This window comes from Cupriavidus sp. HY129 (assembly GCF_059492215.1).
The window spans coordinates 2,102,024-2,119,743 of record NZ_CP083254.1 but is presented as its reverse complement, the minus strand read 5'-3'; the positions used below and the strand labels follow the sequence as shown (position 1 = coordinate 2,119,743).

The 17,720-nt window shown below is 64.5% G+C and carries 18 protein-coding genes; 6 read left to right on the top strand and 12 right to left on the bottom strand.

Features of this window, described 5'->3' with window-relative positions; translation table 11 throughout:
- Positions 1-63: 63 nt before the first annotated feature.
- From rnr to K6G35_RS09550, 3 genes are read left to right on the top strand one after another with little or no spacing between them, the layout of a single operon-like run.
- A complete protein-coding gene (gene rnr, locus K6G35_RS09560) occupies positions 64-2,694 on the top strand; it encodes a ribonuclease R (protein ID WP_008643780.1) in 2,631 nt (876 codons plus the stop codon).
- A 43-nt stretch (positions 2,695-2,737) separates the two neighbouring features.
- Positions 2,738-3,481, top strand: a complete 744-nt coding sequence (rlmB, locus tag K6G35_RS09555; RefSeq protein WP_008643782.1) for a 23S rRNA (guanosine(2251)-2'-O)-methyltransferase RlmB — start codon at positions 2,738-2,740, stop codon at positions 3,479-3,481.
- A gap of 2 nt (positions 3,482-3,483) precedes the next feature.
- Positions 3,484-4,218 carry an SIR2 family NAD-dependent protein deacylase gene (locus K6G35_RS09550; protein ID WP_495675612.1) on the top strand — a complete coding sequence of 245 codons (735 nt, stop codon included), beginning with the start codon at positions 3,484-3,486 and terminating at the stop codon, positions 4,216-4,218.
- Positions 4,219-4,281: 63 nt separating this feature from the next.
- Here K6G35_RS09550 and tal read toward each other — a convergent pair whose 3' ends face one another.
- Complete coding sequence (tal, locus tag K6G35_RS09545) at positions 4,282-5,238, bottom strand: transaldolase (protein ID WP_495675611.1); 957 nt, start codon at positions 5,236-5,238, stop codon at positions 4,282-4,284.
- 119 nt (positions 5,239-5,357) lie between these two features.
- Here tal and rpiA point away from each other — a divergent pair, with 119 nt between their 5' ends.
- A complete protein-coding gene (gene rpiA / locus K6G35_RS09540) occupies positions 5,358-6,044 on the top strand; it encodes a ribose-5-phosphate isomerase RpiA (protein ID WP_286882170.1) in 687 nt (228 codons plus the stop codon).
- A gap of 60 nt (positions 6,045-6,104) precedes the next feature.
- Here the strand turns inward: rpiA and K6G35_RS09535 are convergent, their stop codons facing one another.
- Both K6G35_RS09535 and K6G35_RS09530 read right to left on the bottom strand, forming a co-directional pair.
- Positions 6,105-6,758 carry a response regulator gene (locus K6G35_RS09535; RefSeq protein ID WP_186425011.1) on the bottom strand — a complete coding sequence of 218 codons (654 nt, stop codon included), beginning with the start codon at positions 6,756-6,758 and terminating at the stop codon, positions 6,105-6,107.
- Positions 6,755-8,770 carry a type IV pili methyl-accepting chemotaxis transducer N-terminal domain-containing protein gene (locus K6G35_RS09530; protein ID WP_495675610.1) on the bottom strand — a complete coding sequence of 672 codons (2,016 nt, stop codon included), beginning with the start codon at positions 8,768-8,770 and terminating at the stop codon, positions 6,755-6,757. Before K6G35_RS09530 ends, K6G35_RS09535 begins: the two co-directional genes overlap by 4 nt.
- Before the next feature lie 252 nt (positions 8,771-9,022).
- On the opposite strand from K6G35_RS09530, the gene K6G35_RS09525 reads away from it, so the two are divergent.
- Both K6G35_RS09525 and K6G35_RS09520 read left to right on the top strand, forming a co-directional pair.
- Entirely contained in the window at positions 9,023-9,469 is a 447-nt protein-coding gene (locus K6G35_RS09525; RefSeq protein ID WP_186425013.1) for a hemerythrin domain-containing protein, read from the top strand.
- A gap of 16 nt (positions 9,470-9,485) precedes the next feature.
- Positions 9,486-10,820, top strand: a complete 1,335-nt coding sequence (locus K6G35_RS09520; protein WP_186425014.1) for a hypothetical protein — start codon at positions 9,486-9,488, stop codon at positions 10,818-10,820.
- A 3-nt stretch (positions 10,821-10,823) separates the two neighbouring features.
- Here K6G35_RS09520 and K6G35_RS09515 read toward each other — a convergent pair whose 3' ends face one another.
- The 9 genes from K6G35_RS09515 to narJ form a co-directional block, all read right to left on the bottom strand.
- The gene (locus K6G35_RS09515; RefSeq protein WP_008643802.1) at positions 10,824-12,005 is read right to left on the bottom strand and encodes an NAD(P)H-dependent flavin oxidoreductase; all 1,182 of its coding nucleotides are present in this window, start codon (positions 12,003-12,005) and stop codon (positions 10,824-10,826) included.
- 118 nt (positions 12,006-12,123) lie between these two features.
- Complete coding sequence (locus tag K6G35_RS09510) at positions 12,124-13,083, bottom strand: radical SAM/SPASM domain-containing protein (protein WP_495675609.1); 960 nt, start codon at positions 13,081-13,083, stop codon at positions 12,124-12,126.
- A gap of 2 nt (positions 13,084-13,085) precedes the next feature.
- Complete coding sequence (ahbB, locus tag K6G35_RS09505; protein ID WP_286882164.1) at positions 13,086-13,577, bottom strand: siroheme decarboxylase subunit beta; 492 nt, start codon at positions 13,575-13,577, stop codon at positions 13,086-13,088.
- Positions 13,574-14,023 carry an AsnC family transcriptional regulator gene (locus K6G35_RS09500; RefSeq protein ID WP_008643806.1) on the bottom strand — a complete coding sequence of 150 codons (450 nt, stop codon included), beginning with the start codon at positions 14,021-14,023 and terminating at the stop codon, positions 13,574-13,576. The genes ahbB and K6G35_RS09500 overlap by 4 nt, the downstream gene beginning before the upstream one ends.
- Positions 14,024-14,025: 2 nt before the next feature.
- Complete coding sequence (locus K6G35_RS09495) at positions 14,026-15,198, bottom strand: cytochrome D1 domain-containing protein (RefSeq protein WP_495676341.1); 1,173 nt, start codon at positions 15,196-15,198, stop codon at positions 14,026-14,028.
- Positions 15,198-15,551 (bottom strand): c-type cytochrome, encoded by a 354-nt coding sequence (locus K6G35_RS09490; RefSeq protein ID WP_008643808.1) that lies wholly within the window; start codon positions 15,549-15,551, stop codon positions 15,198-15,200. The genes K6G35_RS09495 and K6G35_RS09490 overlap by 1 nt, the downstream gene beginning before the upstream one ends.
- Before the next feature lie 38 nt (positions 15,552-15,589).
- Complete coding sequence (locus tag K6G35_RS09485; RefSeq protein ID WP_495675608.1) at positions 15,590-16,324, bottom strand: carbonic anhydrase; 735 nt, start codon at positions 16,322-16,324, stop codon at positions 15,590-15,592.
- 12 nt (positions 16,325-16,336) lie between these two features.
- On the bottom strand, positions 16,337-17,020 hold the full coding sequence (gene narI, locus K6G35_RS09480; protein WP_024570135.1) for a respiratory nitrate reductase subunit gamma: 684 nt from the start codon (positions 17,018-17,020) through the stop codon (positions 16,337-16,339).
- 37 nt (positions 17,021-17,057) lie between these two features.
- Positions 17,058-17,717, bottom strand: coding sequence for a nitrate reductase molybdenum cofactor assembly chaperone (gene narJ / locus K6G35_RS09475; protein ID WP_186425021.1), 660 nt, complete (start codon positions 17,715-17,717; stop codon positions 17,058-17,060).
- Positions 17,718-17,720: the final 3 nt, after the last annotated feature.

The following is a 17,720-nucleotide window of genomic DNA, read 5'->3' as shown; positions in this document are numbered from 1 at the left end:
CGAAACAACCGAAGCGGCCATTATAGCGACCGTAAAACGTTTGTCAAACAGTTTCGAGAAAAATTGAATCAGAACAACTATCCGATCCCCAGCCGGGAAGAAATCCTTGGCGTACTGAGAACTTCGGGGTCGCCCCTGTCGGCCGGCGATATCGCCAAGGCCCTGGCCGTCACGCGCAAGGAGCATGACGGCTTTCAGAAACGGCTCGCCGCGATGGAACGCGACGGCCAGATCGAACTCAATCGCAAGGGCCGCTATGAGCTGGCCCATCAACCCAATTTCGTGCTTGGCCGCGTACAGGGCCATCGCGACGGCTTCGGCTTCCTGATTCGCGACGACGGCGAGGACGATATCTTCCTGCCCGAGCGCGAGCTGCAGAAGGCGATGCACAACGATCGCGCGCAGGTGCGCGTGGTTGGCTATGACCGCCGCGGCCGTCCGGAAGGGCAGATCGTCGAGATCGTGGAGCGTGCCAATCGCTTCGTGATCGGCCGACTGCTGTCTGAGAATGGCGTGCTCGTGGTGGCGCCGGAAGACAAGCGCATTGGCCAGGACATCCTGATTCCGCCCAAGGCCCAAGGTAAGGCGCGCGTGGGGCAGGTGGTCAGCGTCGAGCTGATGGAATGGCCCGATCGCTACGTGCAGCCGGTGGGCCGCGTGGTCGAGGTGATTGGCGATATCGACGATCCCGGCATGGAGATCGAGATTGCCGTGCGCAAGTACGGTGTGCCGCATCAGTTCTCGCCCGCTGCCGTAAAGGAAGCCCAGGGGTTGCCCGATGAGGTGCTTCAGGCCGACCTCGACCATCGCATTGACCTGCGCGACATTCCGCTGGTTACTATCGATGGCGAGGATGCGCGCGACTTCGACGATGCCGTCTATTGCGAGCAGGTGAAGATCGGTCGTGCAAAGGGCTGGCGTCTGATCGTGGCGATCGCCGATGTGTCGCACTACGTGCGGCCGGGCACGCCGCTCGATGCCGATGCGCTGGATCGCGCCACGTCGGTTTACTTCCCGCGCCGCGTGATTCCGATGCTGCCGGAGAAGCTGTCAAATGGCCTCTGTTCGCTGAACCCGAACGTCGACCGTCTGTGCATGGTCTGCGACGCGGTGATCACGGCCAAGGGCGAACTCAAGGGCTACCAGTTCTATCCGGCGGTGATGCACTCCGCTGCGCGCCTGACTTACAACGAGGTCTGGTCGGTTCTGTCGAACACCAAGGGGCCTGAGGCCCACAAGCGCGCGGAACTGGTGCCACACCTGCAGAACCTGTATGAGCTGTTCCAGGTCCTGCTCAAGGCTCGCCGTGCCCGTGGCGCGATCGACTTCGACACCACCGAGACCTATATCGTCTGCAACGCGCAGGGCAAGATCGAGCAGATCTTGCCGCGCACGCGCAACGACGCGCACCGTCTGATCGAAGAGTGCATGTTGACGGCCAACGTCTGCGCGGCCGACTTCCTCGAGCGCTTCAAGCATCCGGCGCTGTACCGGATCCACGCGGGTCCGAGCGAAGAGAAGCTCAAGAATCTGCGCGAGTTCCTGAAAACCGCCGGGCTGTCGCTTGGCGGTGGCGACAAGCCGCAGGCCTCGGACTATGCCGAGGTCATGGACAAGATCAAGTCGCGTCCCGATGCGCCGATGTTGCAGACGATGCTGCTGCGTTCGATGCAGCAGGCGGTCTACAGCCCGGACAATATCGGCCACTTCGGCTTGGCCTACGAGGCGTACGCGCACTTCACCAGCCCGATCCGCCGCTATCCGGACTTGCTCGTGCATCGATCGATCAAGGCGATCCTCGCACATACGAAGTATCGGCCGGCCTTTATCCAGGGGACGGAGCTCAATACGCAGATCTCGCCGAAAGCGCGCCGGATGCAGGCCGCCGATGCCGAGAAGCGTGCCGAGAACGTTGCCGCGCGCGCGAAGCGCGACGAGGGCGTCTGGGACGAACTGGGGTTGCACTGCTCGGCCAACGAGCGTCGTGCCGACGAGGCATCGCGCGACGTGGAGGCCTGGCTCAAGTGCTACTTCATGCGCGACAAGCTGGGTAGCGATTTCGCTGGCACGATCAGCGCGGTGACGTCGTTCGGCATCTTCGTGCAGCTCGACGAGCTGTATGTGGAAGGCCTCGTGCACGTGACGGAACTGGGCAGCGACTATTTCCAGTACGACGAGGCGCGCAACGAACTGCGTGGCGAGCGGACTGGCATCCGCTACCGGCTCACCGATCGCGTGCGCGTGCAGGTGTCGCGCGTCGATCTCGATGCCCGCAAGATTGACTTCCGTCTGGTGCAGGAGCCGTCGGCCAAGACGCTGCGCGCCCGGGCCGGCGTGCCCGAGCAACCGCGGGTGCCGGCTGCCCATGCGGTGCCGGCGCGCAAGAAGGGACGTCAGCTTGCCGCGCTGCTCGGTGGCACTTCGAAGCCGGAAGAGTCGTTCGACGAAACGCTGGACCGTGTGATCGAAGAGCAACCGGTGTTCGAGGCGGTCATCACGCCGCTCAAGCCGCGCGACGCCCATGTCGGGCATACGTCGCATGGCCGTGGGTCGGCGAAGAAGGCGCAGTCAGGCAAGCCCGCGAAGCGAGCGGCCAAGCCAAAGCCGACGCATTTGAAGACCGAACGGCAGCCGACGACCAAGCGCGCGCCCAAGCCCGCTGGCAAGAGCACGCGGCCAGCCCGCAAGCGCTAATCTGGCGCGTTTGAAGTTGGCCATGGCGGGTACAATGCGCGCCATGGCCAAACACAAACTCCTGATCGGCTTTCACGCCGTCAACGCACGCCTGCGCCAGAACGCGCAGAGCGTGTCCGATATCTACATCGAAGCGAATCGCCGTGACCGGCGCATGCAGGACTTTATCCGCCTGGCGGAGAGTCTTGGCGTGACGCTGCATCCGGTCGATGCCGAGCGCCTGCGCGGCATGGCCGGCACTGATCGCCACCAGGGCGTAGTGGCGCGGGCCGAAGATGTTTCGCTTGCGCTCAACCTCGACGAACTCCTGGATGGCATCGAAGGCACGCCGCTGTTGCTCGTGCTCGATGGTGTCACCGATCCGCACAACCTCGGCGCATGCCTGCGCGTGGCCGATGGCGCTGGCGCGCACGCGGTGATCGCGCCGAAGGACCGTAGCGTCGGTCTGAATGCCACGGTAGCGAAGGTTGCCAGCGGCGCGGCCGAAACCGTGCCGTACATCACGGTGACGAACCTTGCGCGCACGCTGCGCGAACTGCAGGAGCGTGGCATCTGGGTGATCGGTACGGCTGACGGCACCGAGAAAGCGCTGTACGACGTCGAGCTGAAGGGACCGACCGCCATCGTCATGGGCGCGGAAGGCGAGGGTATGCGCCGCCTGACGCGCGAAACTTGCGATGAATTGGTGGCGATTCCGATGGCGGGGGGCGTCGAGAGCCTGAACGTGTCGGTGGCCAGCGGCGTGTGCCTGTACGAAGCGGTGCGTCAGCGCCGTCTGCCGCGCTGATCATGGATAGCCTCGCCCTTGAGCAGGCGCGTGGCTGGGTTGCCGAGGCCCGTCAGATCTTTGTGCTGACGGGTGCCGGGATTTCCGCGGAGTCGGGTGTGCCGACGTTCCGCGATGCGCTGACCGGCCTATGGGAGCGCTTCGATCCCGAGGAACTGGCGACGGAAGAAGCGTACCGTCGTCAACCAGCGCTGGTGTGGCAGTGGTATCAGCATCGGCGCGAGCTGGTGGCGGCGGCCCGGCCGAATCCGGCCCACCATGCGCTTGCGGTGCTGGCCCGGCTGAAGCCGATGACGCTAGTGACGCAGAATATCGACGGCCTGCACCAGAAGGCGGGCAGCGAGCAGGTGGTGGAACTGCACGGCAACCTCTTCGCCAACAAATGGCTTGATGGCTGTGGTCGTTGCGACACCGTGCCGCCGATTCCGGGCGATCCTCCGCGATGCGCGATATGTGGTGCGATGATGCGCCCTGGCGTGGTGTGGTTCGGCGAGGACCTGCCGCGAGTGGCCCGTTTCCGCGCCGACCATGCGGCCGAGTCCTGTGACCTCAGCCTGGTTGTGGGCACGTCGGGGCTGGTGTATCCGGCGGCGGCGCTGCCGGGGGTGGCGAAGGAGAACGGCGCGCGCGTGATCGTGGTGAATCCGCAGCCGTCAGCACTGGACGAGACGGCGGATATCGTACTGGCCGCGCCGGCGGGTGAATGCCTGCCGTTGCTCTGGCCGCAGGCAGTCTGAACGACTGTTCGACTGCGGATCCGCGGCCCCCTCCAAGATGTTGGATAGAGCCGCGATCCCGACTCAACCGGCCAGTTCGCCGACGAGTTTTTCCAATTTCACCGCATCGGCCGCGAACAGGCGGATACCTTCGGAGAGCTTCTCCGTTGCCATCGCGTCTTCGTTGAGTTGCCAGCGGAAGGCGGGTTCATCTGCGGCGATTCGTGCGACGTTGCCGGCTTGAGCCTGCTCCACGGACAACTTGCGCGCAACGGCACCCTGTCCGCCTGCAAGCTGCTCGAGCAGTTCCGGACTGATCGTCAACAGGTCGCAGCCGGCCAGCGACAGGATCTGATCGGTGCTGCGGAAGCTGGCGCCCATGACCTCGGTCGCATAGCCAAACTTCTTGTAATAGTCATAGATCTGACGCACCGAGCGCACGCCGGGATCGTTATCGCCGCCGTTCGCCACGGGGTCCCATTTCTCGCCAGCCTGCTTCTTGTACCAGTCGAGGATGCGGCCCACGAACGGGGAGATCAGCTGCGCGCCGGCCTCGGCACAAGCCACTGCCTGCGCCAGCGAGAACAGCAGCGTCATGTTGCAGCGGATGTTTTCGCGTTGCAGGACCTCGGCGGCGCGGATGCCTTCCCATGTCGAGGCGATCTTGATCAACACGCGCTCGCGTGCCACGCCACGTTGCTCGTACAGGCCGATCAGGTGGCGCGCCTTGGCAACGGTGGCCTCGGTATCGAACGACAGACGGGCGTCGACCTCGGTCGACACGCGGCCGGGCACGATGGCCAGGATCTCGCAGCCGAATGCAATCAGGAGCTGGTCCATAACGCCATCGAGCCCCGAATTGCCGTGGTGATCGCGCACGGCCTGTTCCAGCAGCGGGCGGTATTCCGGCTTCTGTACCGCCTTGAAAATCAGCGACGGATTGGTGGTCGCGTCCTGTGGCTTGTATTGCTTCATCAACTGGAAGTCGCCGGTGTCGGCCACTACCGTGGTGAACTGCCTCAGTTGTTCAAGCTCGTTCATGATTGGGTTCCGTCGGAGGGAGAGGTCATTGTAACGGCGTGGCGCGTGGCGTAAACGTCGGAGATGGGGAACCAATCCGCTACACTACGCGTTTCCCCAACGCTTTTCTGGCTGTAGTCATGACTCAGGATGAACTCAAGGCGCTGGTCGCGCAAGCTGCCGCTGACTATGTGAAGCAGGAAGTGCCCGAAGGCGCCGTTCTTGGCGTGGGCACCGGCTCCACCGCCAATCTCTTCATCGACGCCGTGGCGGCGTTCAAAGAGCGCTTTGCGGGCGCGGTGTCGAGTTCCGAGGCCTCCACACGCCGCTTGCAACAGCACGGTTTCAATGTGCTCGATCTGAACGAGGTCGACAGCATTCCCGTCTATGTGGATGGCGCTGACGAGATCGACAACTCCGGCGCGATGATCAAGGGCGGTGGCGGCGCGCTGACGCGCGAGAAGATCGTTGCCTCGGTGGCGGATCGATTCGTGTGCATTGCCGACGGCAGCAAGCTGGTGCCGACGATGGGCGCATTTCCGCTGCCGGTCGAGGTGATCCCGATGGCACGCGCGGCGGTAGCCCGAAGCCTGGCGGCGCTAGGCGGTCAGCCGCGTCTGCGCATGACCAAGGAAGGCGGTATCTACAAGACCGACAACGGCAACGTCATTCTGGATGTCTCGGGCCTGAAGATCGAGAACCCGAGGGCGCTGGAGCAGCAAATCAACCAGCTACCCGGCGTGGTGACCGTTGGTCTGTTCGCCCTGCGCGGAGCAAATGTGCTGTTGCTGGGTACCGATCAGGGCGTGCAGCGCTCGGATTACTGAATCGCATGAGCGCCGTATAAGTGAGAGGCCGGGCGCCCATGGCCCCCGGCTTCGATTGCCTCACGCGGTGAGCCCATGCTCCACCGCGTAGACGGCCACTTGCACGCGGCTGGCCAGATTGAGCTTCTTCAGAATGTTCTGCACGTGAATCTTGACCGTGCTCTCCGCCACGCCCAGCGCGCGCGCAATCATCTTGTTGCTTTCGCCGCGTACCAGTCCGCGCACAATGTCCCGCTCACGCGCCGTCAGAGGGGCCGCGTCGCCACGCTCTAGCAGGGCAGGTGCGGCCGCCGGAGCCTTGAATTGCTGCACGAGCTTGGCGGTCATCGTGTCGGAGATCACCGGCTCCCCTGCGGCAGCCCGCCGGATCGCGCTCGTCAGCGCTTCGGTCTCGATGTTCTTGATCAGGTAACCCCGCGCGCCGCTGCGCAGGGCGCTGGCCAGTTCTTCTCCTTCCTCGGATACCGTCAGCACAATCACCGCGCATTCCGGCAGATCCTCCGTCAGCAGTTGAAGGGTTTCGAGTCCTGACAGGCCGGGCATATTCAGGTCGAGCAGAATCACGTCCGGTCGATGCTGCTTGGCCCGTTTGATGCCTTCCACGCCATCGGCGGCTTCGTCGACCACTTCGAAATCGCTCTGCCGCTGCAGCAGCGCGCGAACACCCGAGCGGAACAATGTGTGATCGTCGATCAGTAGGATACGGATGGTCATTGGGAAGACTCCTGCGCCGCCAGCAACTCGTCTGGCTGCGCCATGGTTTCGCCGCGCGGCAATGATAGGGCGACGCGGACGCCAGCCCCTGGGCGGGCGTCGATCGTCAGGGTCGCGCCAAGCCGCGATGCCCGTTCCTGCATGATGTGCAGACCGACGTGCGCGCTGTCCTGGCCGTCGAATTCGGAAGGATCGAATCCTTCGCCATCGTCCTGGACGACGAGTCGGAAGTCGCGCCCCTGCGTGAGCGAGATCGTGACATGCTCGGCCATCGCATGTTTGCGCACGTTCGACAACGCCTCCTGCAGGATGAACAGTACCTGTAGCTGCTGCTCCGGCTGCAGCGGCGGTCCGCTTCCTTCGATCGTCAATGTGGCGTCCGTGCGGCATTGACGGCGGAAGCGCGCGACGGTGTCCTCCACCGCTGGGCGCATGTCGCCCGTCGTCAGCCGGGAGCGGAAGTTGTGCAGCAGTTCGCGCACGTCCTGGTAACTTTCTTCCACGCCGTGTCGCAGCAGTGGCACGATCTCGCGCGTTTCCGCGTTGTCGTTCCGTTCCACCGCATCGCCGAGCAGTTGTACCTGAAGGTTCAGGAAATTCAGGCCTTGCGCGATGCTGTCGTGCAATCCTTGCGCCACCAGATTGCGCTCTTCGACGACCGCAAGCTGGCGCGCGCTGGCGGCAAGCCGCAGGTGCTCCAGTGCCGTGCCAAGGTGGCGGGCGAGGGTTTGGAGCAGTTGGCGATCGGAAGGTGGCAGTTCGCGCGGATTGCGGAAATGCAGCGTGAATGTGCCGAGCGTGCCGCGCGGAGAGTCGAGCCGGAACGCCGCCATGCCCGTGAAACCTTCGCGGCCACAGGGAGACTCCGGTGTTTCGGAGCCCTGACGCACGAACTGGCGCAGGTCCGTCACCGTAATCATGCCCGCTTCAGCTGCGGCCCCGCAGTGACAGTCATGGATCGCGCTACAGCGGCTGTTGTCCGCCAGTTCATCCGAAAGTCCCACTGATGCAAGTCGGTGGAGCTTCCCGTGCGTGGCATCGATCACACGAACGGTCCCGCCGTCGGCCTCGAACTGGCGCATCACGCGTTCCAGGAATCCGCGTGCCATCGCCTCGGCATCACTGGCCCGGTTCAGGAAGGCGGTCATGTCGTAGAGGGCTTCCAGATCCCGATTTTGCCGCGCCAACTCGGCAGTCTTGCTGTCCACGCGTGCCGCCAGATCCTGATAGAGCTCCTGAAGTTCGTCGGCCATGCGGTTGAAGCCGGCGTTCAGCGTGCCGAATTCATCACGTGTGGCGATGGGCAAGCGCAGCGAGAACTCGCGGGCAGCCATGCGCTGCAGGCCATCCTGCAGACGCAGCACGGGCAGAATGATCCAGAGATAGAGCAGATAGATCACAGCGACCGTGCCAACGCACGCGATGATCGCAAGGCTTGCCTGAGAGAGTCGCAGCAGATCGGTTTTACGCGCGTTATCGCGTTCGATCAGCTTTACCAGACTGTCGGCCTCATTGACGAAAACCGGCAGGGCATCGATGTAGGCGTTTGCAGGCGTGGTGCTTGCGGTGGCCACCGCAAGCGGCTTCAGGCGCTGCTGCCAGTCCGCGACGACGAGGTCAAGCTTGGCCCGGATCGCGGGTTCGTCGGGCAGGAATAGCGGGCGGGCCGGATTGCCACGGCGCAACTGCGCGAGCGTGGCGTCCAGCGCCGCGACTTGCCCTGCCAGATCGTTGGGACTGCCGCTCTGGGCACGGGTCAGTTCAATGGCGACCCGGTTTGCGCGCATCCGCAGGCTTCCGGCGTCGTTGATGGCGGCACCGGCTCCTTCCAGCTTCCAGGAGAGATACAGCGTGCCTGAAATCATTCCCAGCACCACCATCAGTGACGCGAACGACAGCAGGATGATCCGCGTGGAAAGCCGGTGGCGCAATGGTGTCAGCCGGACCGCTTCCGGCACGTGGCCGTTGTCAGGCAAGGGGGCGGTGGTATCTGGAGTCGTAGGGGCTAGCATTGGGAAGGTGCGGCCCGGCGGGTGATATTGCAGGGTGATGCTGCAGTATGAGTGTGGGGACGGGCGGCCCTGCCGCGGATTGTGCCAGCGTGTGATGGTGGCTCTACTGCGCTAGATCAAGGAAGTTTTTGGTTTCAATATGCTTAGCGAGGCACGTGGTAAGTCAGCGAGTTTTGGTCCCGATCAAATCCATGCCGTTAACGTGGCCCTAGCATCGTTGCCATATCAAACCATGAGATCGGGAGAAGCGATATGTCCACGACCATCACCACCCTGGTGCGGCAACACCGTGATTGCGACGAAGCCATCGAGCAGGTTGAAGCCTGCGTGCGCGCGAAAGACTGGGATGCCGCAGCCGGTGCGTTTGCGCGCTTGGAATCCGCCCTGCAGGGCAATTTCAGTACCGAAGAACAGCGCTTGTTTCCGGCGTTCGAACAAGCCGTGGGATTCAGCAATGGCCCCACCGCCGTGATGCGCCACGAACACGATGAGGTGCGTGGCCTGCTGGACAACGCGCGGGAATGGTTGGAACTGAAGGATGTTGGCGCGCTGGCGGCCGAACTCGATACCCTGGTCGTGCTTCTGCAGCAGCACAACGTCAAGGAAGAGAATGTACTGTTCCCGATGTGTCAGGCCCAGGTGAAGGGGCTGGATACGCTGTTGGCGGATTTCGCATCGGGACAAGCCGCTCACCCTTGAGACCTCGAATCGTGCCATGGTGAAAGCCGTCAACCTTGACTACGCGAGTGCGCCGCGTCCCGGCTTGGTGTTTGGCTGCCTGATGCCTGCCCCCTGGCTTGGCGTGGTAGCTGGCTTGCTGCTGGTACTTGGCCCGGTCGACGCGCTGCCGGATCGCTTTGCGCCATTGGCATTGGCGGCCGTCCACGCACTGGCGCTAGGGATGTTGTTGCCGGTCATGCTCGGCGCCCTGTTCCAGATGATGCCGGTCGTTGCGGGGGTATCCGTTCCGTTCGCGGGCTTGGTGTCACCATTCGTCGCCGTAGCGGGAGCCGGGACCGCCGCCGCGCTCGCGGCCGGATTCCTTGGTAGCGGCGCCACGGCATTTCGCTGGGCCGTCGCGACCGGCGGGACGTTCCTGACGCTCGTAGGCCTCTTGTTGCTGGCGGCGGGCTTCAGGGTCGCCGCAGTCGATGCAACCACGCGGACGTTGGCATGGATCGGCGCCCCGTTGATCGTTACGGCACTGGGCGGTGCGGCGCTGGCTGGCCTGTTCGGTGGAATGTGGACGGTGGCGCCCGAACAGGTGCTGGCGCTGCATGTCGCGTGGGGGCTAGGCGGCTGGCTGGCGGCGCTGGTGAGCGGCGTAGCCACCACCGTACTACCGATGTTCTGGCAGACGGAGCGTTTGCCGTCCTGGCTCGAACGCTGTTTGCCTTACGGGCATTGGCTACTGCTGCTGGTATTCAGCATCGTCGTGATTGCGCGGCCGGGCGGGGCGGTTGAGCGATTCGCGCTCGTGCCCTGGCTGCTGTTCGCCATGGTGCTCGGCGCCTGCGCATTGAAGGCCGCATGGCGCGCGAGGCGGCGACATGACCCACAGTGGGTGCTTTGGCCAGTGTCCGCCCTGAGCCTGCTGCTGGCTGCATTGCTGACGACTGCCAGCGCTCTGGCGCCGAATCAGATGCCGGCTGCAGCGCAGTGGTACATCGGCGTGCTGGCGCTGATTGGGGGAGGGGTGCTGCCCGTGAACGCGATGCTGGGCAAGATCGTGCCGTTCCTCGTCTGGTTGCATCTACGCCGGCTGTTGCCGCCGCGCGCGCGCGTCCCGGCGATGCAGGTGATCATCTCGCCGGACAGTCAGAAGAGGCAGGGGTGGATGGTGCTGGCGGCATTCCTCGTGCTGCTGGCCGTGCCGTTGGCGCCGGGGTTGCTGGCGAAGGTTGGCGGTGTGCTGTTCGCCATCGCGAACGGATGGCTGGGCGTGCAGTTGTTGCGTGCCTTGCGCTGTATGCGAGTCATGCGCAAACAGGGTGGGCTGCCACCACGGGTGGCGGCAGCCGTGGCGGAACATGGCGTCCCGCCGAACTGAGCATCAGGCCATGCTGACGGCGCGGGCGGTATCTTCCGTCAGATCCGCCGGCTTCTCGCCTGTCAGCAGATAGTGCATCAGGTCCGCAACCGGACGGATCGCCTCGCCGAAGGGTAGCGTGCCCTTGCCACGGAAGAACAGGCCACGCTCCACATCGCCGCGCACTGCCTGCGCCAGTTTGAGATCGATGCAGAACTGGCCGATACGGGCGATACCATCGCGCAGGCCGCACGCCTGCAGACAATCGAATCCTTCCAGACAATCGCGCGTTTTCGCGCGGCGCTGCAAGCGGCTCTCTGTTGACAGGTACTTCGCCAGCCAGGGCGTCAGCACGGCACGAGCGGGCAGACCGGCTACGCTGGTGAATTCGCGCAACGTTTCCGGGCGCGCCGTGGCCAGAACGTGCTTGAAGGCTGGATGCGCGTCGGATTCCTCTGTGACGGCGAAGGCGGTGCCGACCTGCACCGCGGCAGCGCCTTTGTCGAGCCAATGCCGGATCTTGGTGTGGTTGTTCATGCCGCCGGCAAGAATCAGCGGGATGCTGCCCCACGTCAGGCCCAGCGTCTTGAACAACTCGCGGCACTCGTCCAGTACACGGTCGAACGAAAAGCGGTCGTCGCCAATATCCTCGATGGCTGACGCACCGAGGTGGCCACCCGCATGGGCGGGATGCTCGACCACGATGGCGTCCGGCAGTCGGCCTTTCTTCATCCAGCGGCGGATCACCAGCCCGATGCCGCGCGATTCCGAGAGGATCGGAATCAACGCAACTTTCGGGTGGTCGGCGGCGAGATCGGGCAGGTCCAGCGGTAGGCCGGCACCCATGACGATCGCGTCGGCGCCGCTCTCGCAAGCCTGGCGAACCAGTTGCGCGTGCGAGCCGACGGCCTTCATCACGTTCACGGCGATCAGGCCGCGTCCTTCCGAGAGTTCGCGCGCGGCGCGGATTTCGCGGTCCAGCGCCACCAGGTTGGCGGCCTCGATGCGTGCCTTGTCACGCGTACCGGCGGTTTGGGCCATCAGGTCGGGATGATGGTGGCGCAAGTCGATACTGGCAATGGTGCCAACGCCGTTCTGACTGGCAACGGTTCCCGCCAGCCTGTGCGCCGAAATGCCGATGCCCATGCCGCCCTGCACGATCGGCAGCAATCGCCGGCCGGCCAGCGTCAACCAATGCTCTGTCATGTTGAGTTCACCTTGTATGCGTAGTAGTGACGGGCAAGCGTGGCACAGGCTCCGTGTCCCACTCTTGTCGAATATCAAAGTAGATGCTGGCGCGTACGATCGGCGTAGCTCTGGGGAACTACGCGTGGATCAAGCGTTGCTCGGCGATGTCGCTGAACGGTCGTTCGCGTACATTGCCGCACGTTTCATCGAGCCGGGCCGAGCCCCGATGGACGTGGCCGAGCGCATCGATCAGAAGGATGCCAGCGCCCTTGGCCTTGCTGGCGCACGCGATACGCTCGCGAATGGCCGCCAGATGGTGTGGCACGCGTGTTGAGGCCCAATGCAGCAGATAGGCGCTGCTGGCCGCGTGCTGGCTGGTGACGAAGTCGCCTGCATTGCCTTTCTGCGCTCGCATCCACACATAATCGAACAGCCACTCGAGCGAAGCACGCGTCATGTCACGAAGTGATGTGTTCTGGGTGGAGTCGTGCGCGCAGTCCGCAGGGCAGGGCTGAGAGAGGTGAAACCTGTCGATACGCTCGCTGTCCGCCAGGGCCACCACCGCGGGCAACTCCGCCGCGTTCATCGGGCTCAGTGCAATGCGCATCCCGACTCTCAGGTGGGCGTTGCGGGCAGCGCGCAGGCCGCGCAAGGCACGTTGGTAGGCGTGGCGGGAGCGTTGCACATGGTTGTGCGTGTACTGCAGACCATCAATCTGGATACCGACGTAGTCGAGACCATAGGCGGCCAGCTTGACGGCGTTCATGCCTGTCAGGCGGCTACCGTCGGTGGACAGCAGCACATTGAGGTCCAGCTCGCGGGCCCGGGCGATGATTTTGAAGAAATCGGAGCGTGCCATCGGATCGCTGCCGGAGAGGATCAGCGAGCGGACCCGGGCGAGATGGAGTTGCTCGAGCAACGCCAGGGCCTCGGTGGTATCGAGTTCGGTGCCGGTGCCGGTGCCGGCCGTGGACGGGTCGTGCGCACACGGATGCCAGATGACAACGGGGCTTTCATCATTCCGGCGATCGCGGGGCAGTGCGGAGGTTGGCGCGCCGTCACACAGCGCTTCCATGAATCGGGACACGCGGAGCATGATCAGACGTTTCCTGTGGCTGGCAGCCGAAGACCGGTTTTCTTGAGGATCCGGGTCGACCAGAGTACGTCGTGGGCCCGGCAGGCATCACCCAGCAACGCTGCGATCCGGGCGACGAGTTCCTGTGCTTCCTCCCGCGTATGCGCGTGGACCATCGCGAACAGGTTGTACGGCCAATCCGGGGTGTGGCGCGTGCGGCGGTAGCAGTGACTCACGAACGGCAGCGCGCCAACGCGTTCGCCGAGCGTGTCGATATGCATGTCGTCAACGTCCCAAACGGTCATGCCGTTGGCCCGCCAACCCAGCAAGTAGTGATTGGGCACCGCGCCGATGCGGCGCAAGGTGCCAAGTGTCAGCATGGCCTGCAGCCGCGCAATGACCTCGCTTTCGTCGATGCCGAGCGACGCGCCGATGGCGGCAAAGGGTTCAGGCACGAGTGGCAGCCCTTGTTGCGTGGCGCGAATCAGTGCGAGGTCGAGCGAATCGTGGGTCATGTCGGGAGATGGAGGTGCACGAAGTACTCGCGTTCCTTTGGAAACGGCAGGATCTTCACGCCCGCGGCCACCTCGATGCGTTCCAGGGTGGGGGTGACATCCTCCGCGCGCGCGACAGCCAGCACGAACCAAAGGTTCAGATGATGTGTGCGCTCGTAGTTGTGGGCGACTTCGGGAAAGGCATTGATGGCTTCGATCACGGCTTCCAGGCGATCGACGGGGGCATGGCATGCGCAGAGCATGAAACGCCCCCCAACGCGCTCGACCTGGTACATCGGCCCGAACCGGGTCAGGATTCCCGCATCCAGCAGCGCCTGCAGCCGGCCAAGCAACGTGCCCTCGTTGATGCCGAGCGACTGCGCCGCGTCGGCGTAGGGCCGAGGCGTAATAGGCAGTCCAAGCTGCAAGGCGTCGATGATGCGGCGGTCCAGGTCGTCCAGCGTCATGGTCACATCCCGAAGCGCTGCGCGCGCGAGGTGAAGAAGATGCCGCTTGGATGGTCCGCCGGCAGCGTGGTCAACGGCTCGTAGGTAGTCGTGTCGTAGACCACCACGCGATTGTCGTCGCGGCACGACAGCCAGACTGCCTCGCCTTTGGGCGTGAACTCCATGTGCAGCACGCCACGGCAAGGCTTGAGCGTGCGCACGACCTTCCGGGTGGCTGTGTCGATGACCTGGACGGTTTCGTTGTTCGGGAACGCGAAGTTCACCCAGACCTGTCGTCCGTCCGGCTGCGCCATCACGAACACCGGCTGGCCCGCAACTTCCACGCGTCCGGCTTCCTGCCAGGCGTTGGCGGTATCCGCGATGAGCACTTCATGACGCCCGATGGCGGGCAGCCAGGCCTTGCCCTGCGCCATGGCCCAGCCGCGCAGGTGCGGCATCTTGTAGACGGGCAGCGGCGCGGAGCCACGTCCGTAGCCGGACAGGACATGCCGCGCGGCGGGCGGGGTTTGCCACAGGTCCACCAGCGCCAGGCCATCTTCCCCGAATAGTCCCGCCAGATACCAGCGGCCGTCCGGCGTTACCAGCCCGTCATAAGGCTGCTTGCCTGCCGGCAGCTTGGTGACTTTGGGGTGGCGCGGATCGGCCACGTCGATGATCCAGATCTCGCCTGCGTCGAACAGGCTCGCCGCCAGCCGCTTGCCGGGCAGGTCGGCCAGACCGACAACCTTCGAGCGTCGCCCGTCCGGGCCGATGGCGGGGATGTCGGCGAGCGGTTCGAGCGTGGCGGCATCGAACAACCGGATGCCACCGGGCTCGTAATTCTGCGCGGCCACCACGCAGCCATCCTGGGTAATAGCGCCGCCGATGCTGTTGCCTGCCTGGATGGTACGGTGGGTCACCTTGGCATCCAGCAGGTCCACGCGGGTCAGGCCACCGTCGCGGCCGAAGACGTAGGCGTACCGGCCGTCTCGCGCGAAGACCACGCTGGCGTGCGACAGGTCACCGAAGCCATCTATCGTCGCCAATCGGGTCATGCCCGAGGTTTCCACGACCTGGATGCGGCCGGCGGCGCGCTCGACCACGACGCCCATATCGCCGGTGCCACGTACTGCGGTGGCGCAGCCGGAGAGCAGCACGCTCAGTGCCAGCACGACGGGAAGTGCGGTGCGGCGCATCATGGTTTCGGTACGGCGGGCACGTGCCCGGATTGGAGTCGATCGATCAGCCATCGTGCTTCGTCCTGTGTCATGAATGGTTGCCACGGCGGCATGGCGGTTCCCGGCCTGCCCTGAAGCACCGTGGCGACGAGTCCGTCGCGCGGTTTGTCGGCCAGCGCCGCAGCCGTCAGCGGTGATCCGAGCCCTCCCTGCAGCGTCATGCCATGACAGGCGCCGCAGTCATCGCGCAGCAGGCGGAAAAGCTCGGCTTGTCTGGCAGGCGCCGGGGTGGCCGCGGGTGGTTCGGCGGCGATAGCCGTGGCGGTCATACACGAAAGGATGGGAATGCAGATCCAGCGCAGGGTTGGCATGGGGTCGCCAGCAAGTGGGGCAAATGCCGACATCATTATTAAGAACCCAGTATTTCGGCTTGACCGCTGTCAATGCTGGGGCGATTCGACGGTTGACGATGCGGGCGCGCCTCCAGTGTCAGAGGGCAGACCAGCGGCAGGAAATCGTCTGCCCTTTCCGAGTAGGCCAGCAACGCGCCCGCCTGGAGGTCGAAGTACCAGCCATGCAGCGTGAGCGCACCGCGCTCGCAGGCCTCGCGGACGAACGGAAAACTCTCGAGATTGCGCAGCGACACCAGGATCGCTGCCTGTTCGCATGCGCGCTGCCGTTCAGCGGGACTGGCGTTGGGCAGCGTCTGCTCGACCATGCGCCGGGCAGGGCCTGCAATGCGGACCCAGGGCCCGATGAAGTCCTGCGGCGCGTTCGTAGCGGCGTCTTGCGGACGGGCCAGCAAAGCACGGATGCCGCCACACCCCGCGTGGCCCATGACGATGATTCGGGCCACATGCAACTGCTCCACGGCGAACTGGATCGCCGCCGAGACACCGTGGAGCCGCCCGCTGGCGCCATCCCCGCACGGCGGTACGAGGTTGGCGACGTTGCGTACCGTGAACAGCTCTCCCGGATCGCAGCCGAGCAGCAGGCCCGGGTCCACGCGCGAATCGCTACAGCCGATCAGCAGCGTCTGGGGGTTCTGACCCGTGCGCAGGGCATCGAAGAGTTCCGGCCTGGCCTCGAAGTAGCGCCGCTGGAACCGTTCGAAGCCCTTGAGCAGACGTTCGATCTCGTGCATGGGGACACGGCCTTACCGGCCCCGGACGAGTTGCCAGGCGCGTCCCAGGTAGGTCACCGAGGCAAAGCCGCTCCAGACGTGCACCAATCGCGTGAACGGGAAGATCGCGAACAGCGAGATGCCCATGAACAGGTGCGCCTTGAAGAGCAGCGGGGCCTCGGCCACATAGCTGGCCGCATCCGCGCGCAGCGTGACGATGTGCTGTGCCCAGGTCATCAGTTGCACCATCATGTGGCCGTCCATGTGGCTGGCCGACTCGAAGATCGTCGACAGACCCAGCAGCAGCGTGACCAGCAGCCACAGCAGCAGGACCTTGTCACCGAAGCGCGTGACGGCGGACACGCGTGCGTTGGTCAGGCGACGATGCAGCAGGATCAGCAGGCCGGCCAGGCACATCGTGCCCATGACGCCGCCGGCGCTCATGGCGATGGCCTGCTTGAGGCCATGCGACACGCCAAGCGTGTCCCACACCACGACCGGCGTCAGCAGGCCGACGAGATGGCCGAAGAACAGGCCAAGGATGCCCACGTGGAACAGGATGTTGCCCGTGCGCAGGTTACCGCGATAGAGCATCTGCGAACTGTCCGACTTCCAGGTGTACTGCTCGCGCTCGAAGCGCGCCAGGCTGCCGAACAGGAAGATGGCGGCTGCGATGTAGGGATAGATTCCGAAGATAAATTGATGGACCAGGTTCATGGTAGTGGCTCTGGTTGGTTCCTTGTAATGGACGGGCTCACGGGCGAGGGGACGGCGCGGCGCGCTTATGGAACGTGATCACGTCGACGGCTGGCTTCACGCCAAGCAGCGGTTCCACGCCATCGGCGCCGGGGCCGAACGTTTCCATGGCTTCATCCATGTCACGCACCGGAGGATCCTGCTGCGCGACGGGCTGCACATCGGTCAGCGTGCGCAGCACCCTGAAGACGGCGGCATATGGACTTTCCTTGCGGGCCAGGCGGTCGCCGATGGCGGCCAGCACGTGGATCGCGTCACCGAGCAACTGCTCCGCGCGCTCTTCCTTGCCATCCAGCGACAACGCGCCGAGATACTCCAGGAACAGCGGTACGTAGTCGGGCAGTTCGGTCTCCAGCGGCTCGAAGCCGTCACGACGGTACTCGTCGATCAGGTCGACCATGGCCTGGCCACGGTCGCGGCTTTCGCCATGCACATGCTCGAACAGATGCAGCGAGTGGGACGGGCTGCGATCGAACGTGGCGACGTAGTTTTCCTGCAGCTCGATCAGCGGGCGGCTGCGCAGCTCGTCGAGCAGCGGCGTCAGCATGTCCCGCGCCTGCGGCCATTCGACCAGCGCGAGGTTGGCTTCCTCGAGGCTGTCGAGCCATTCCTGTTCGGGGTAGCAGAGCAGGGTGCTGAGTACCTGATGAATGGGCATGAT

Bases quoted from the DNA above. Each gene is read 5' to 3' on its own strand.
- rlmB (WP_008643782.1), top strand. From the start codon at position 2,738: ATGGCCAAACACAAACTCCTGATCGGCTTTCACGCCGTCAACGCACGC.
- K6G35_RS09550 (WP_495675612.1), top strand. From the start codon at position 3,484: ATGGATAGCCTCGCCCTTGAGCAGGCGCGTGGCTGGGTTGCCGAGGCC.
- tal (WP_495675611.1), bottom strand. From the start codon at position 5,238: ATGAACGAGCTTGAACAACTGAGGCAGTTCACCACGGTAGTGGCCGAC.
- rpiA (WP_286882170.1), top strand. From the start codon at position 5,358: ATGACTCAGGATGAACTCAAGGCGCTGGTCGCGCAAGCTGCCGCTGAC.
- K6G35_RS09535 (WP_186425011.1), bottom strand. From the start codon at position 6,758: ATGACCATCCGTATCCTACTGATCGACGATCACACATTGTTCCGCTCG.
- K6G35_RS09530 (WP_495675610.1), bottom strand. From the start codon at position 8,770: ATGCTAGCCCCTACGACTCCAGATACCACCGCCCCCTTGCCTGACAAC.
- K6G35_RS09525 (WP_186425013.1), top strand. From the start codon at position 9,023: ATGTCCACGACCATCACCACCCTGGTGCGGCAACACCGTGATTGCGAC.
- K6G35_RS09520 (WP_186425014.1), top strand. From the start codon at position 9,486: ATGGTGAAAGCCGTCAACCTTGACTACGCGAGTGCGCCGCGTCCCGGC.
- K6G35_RS09515 (WP_008643802.1), bottom strand. From the start codon at position 12,005: ATGACAGAGCATTGGTTGACGCTGGCCGGCCGGCGATTGCTGCCGATC.
- K6G35_RS09510 (WP_495675609.1), bottom strand. From the start codon at position 13,083: ATGCTCCGCGTGTCCCGATTCATGGAAGCGCTGTGTGACGGCGCGCCA.
- ahbB (WP_286882164.1), bottom strand. From the start codon at position 13,577: ATGACCCACGATTCGCTCGACCTCGCACTGATTCGCGCCACGCAACAA.
- K6G35_RS09500 (WP_008643806.1), bottom strand. From the start codon at position 14,023: ATGACGCTGGACGACCTGGACCGCCGCATCATCGACGCCTTGCAGCTT.
- K6G35_RS09495 (WP_495676341.1), bottom strand. From the start codon at position 15,198: ATGCGCCGCACCGCACTTCCCGTCGTGCTGGCACTGAGCGTGCTGCTC.
- K6G35_RS09490 (WP_008643808.1), bottom strand. From the start codon at position 15,551: ATGCCAACCCTGCGCTGGATCTGCATTCCCATCCTTTCGTGTATGACC.
- K6G35_RS09485 (WP_495675608.1), bottom strand. From the start codon at position 16,324: ATGCACGAGATCGAACGTCTGCTCAAGGGCTTCGAACGGTTCCAGCGG.
- narI (WP_024570135.1), bottom strand. From the start codon at position 17,020: ATGAACCTGGTCCATCAATTTATCTTCGGAATCTATCCCTACATCGCA.
- narJ (WP_186425021.1), bottom strand. From the start codon at position 17,717: ATGCCCATTCATCAGGTACTCAGCACCCTGCTCTGCTACCCCGAACAG.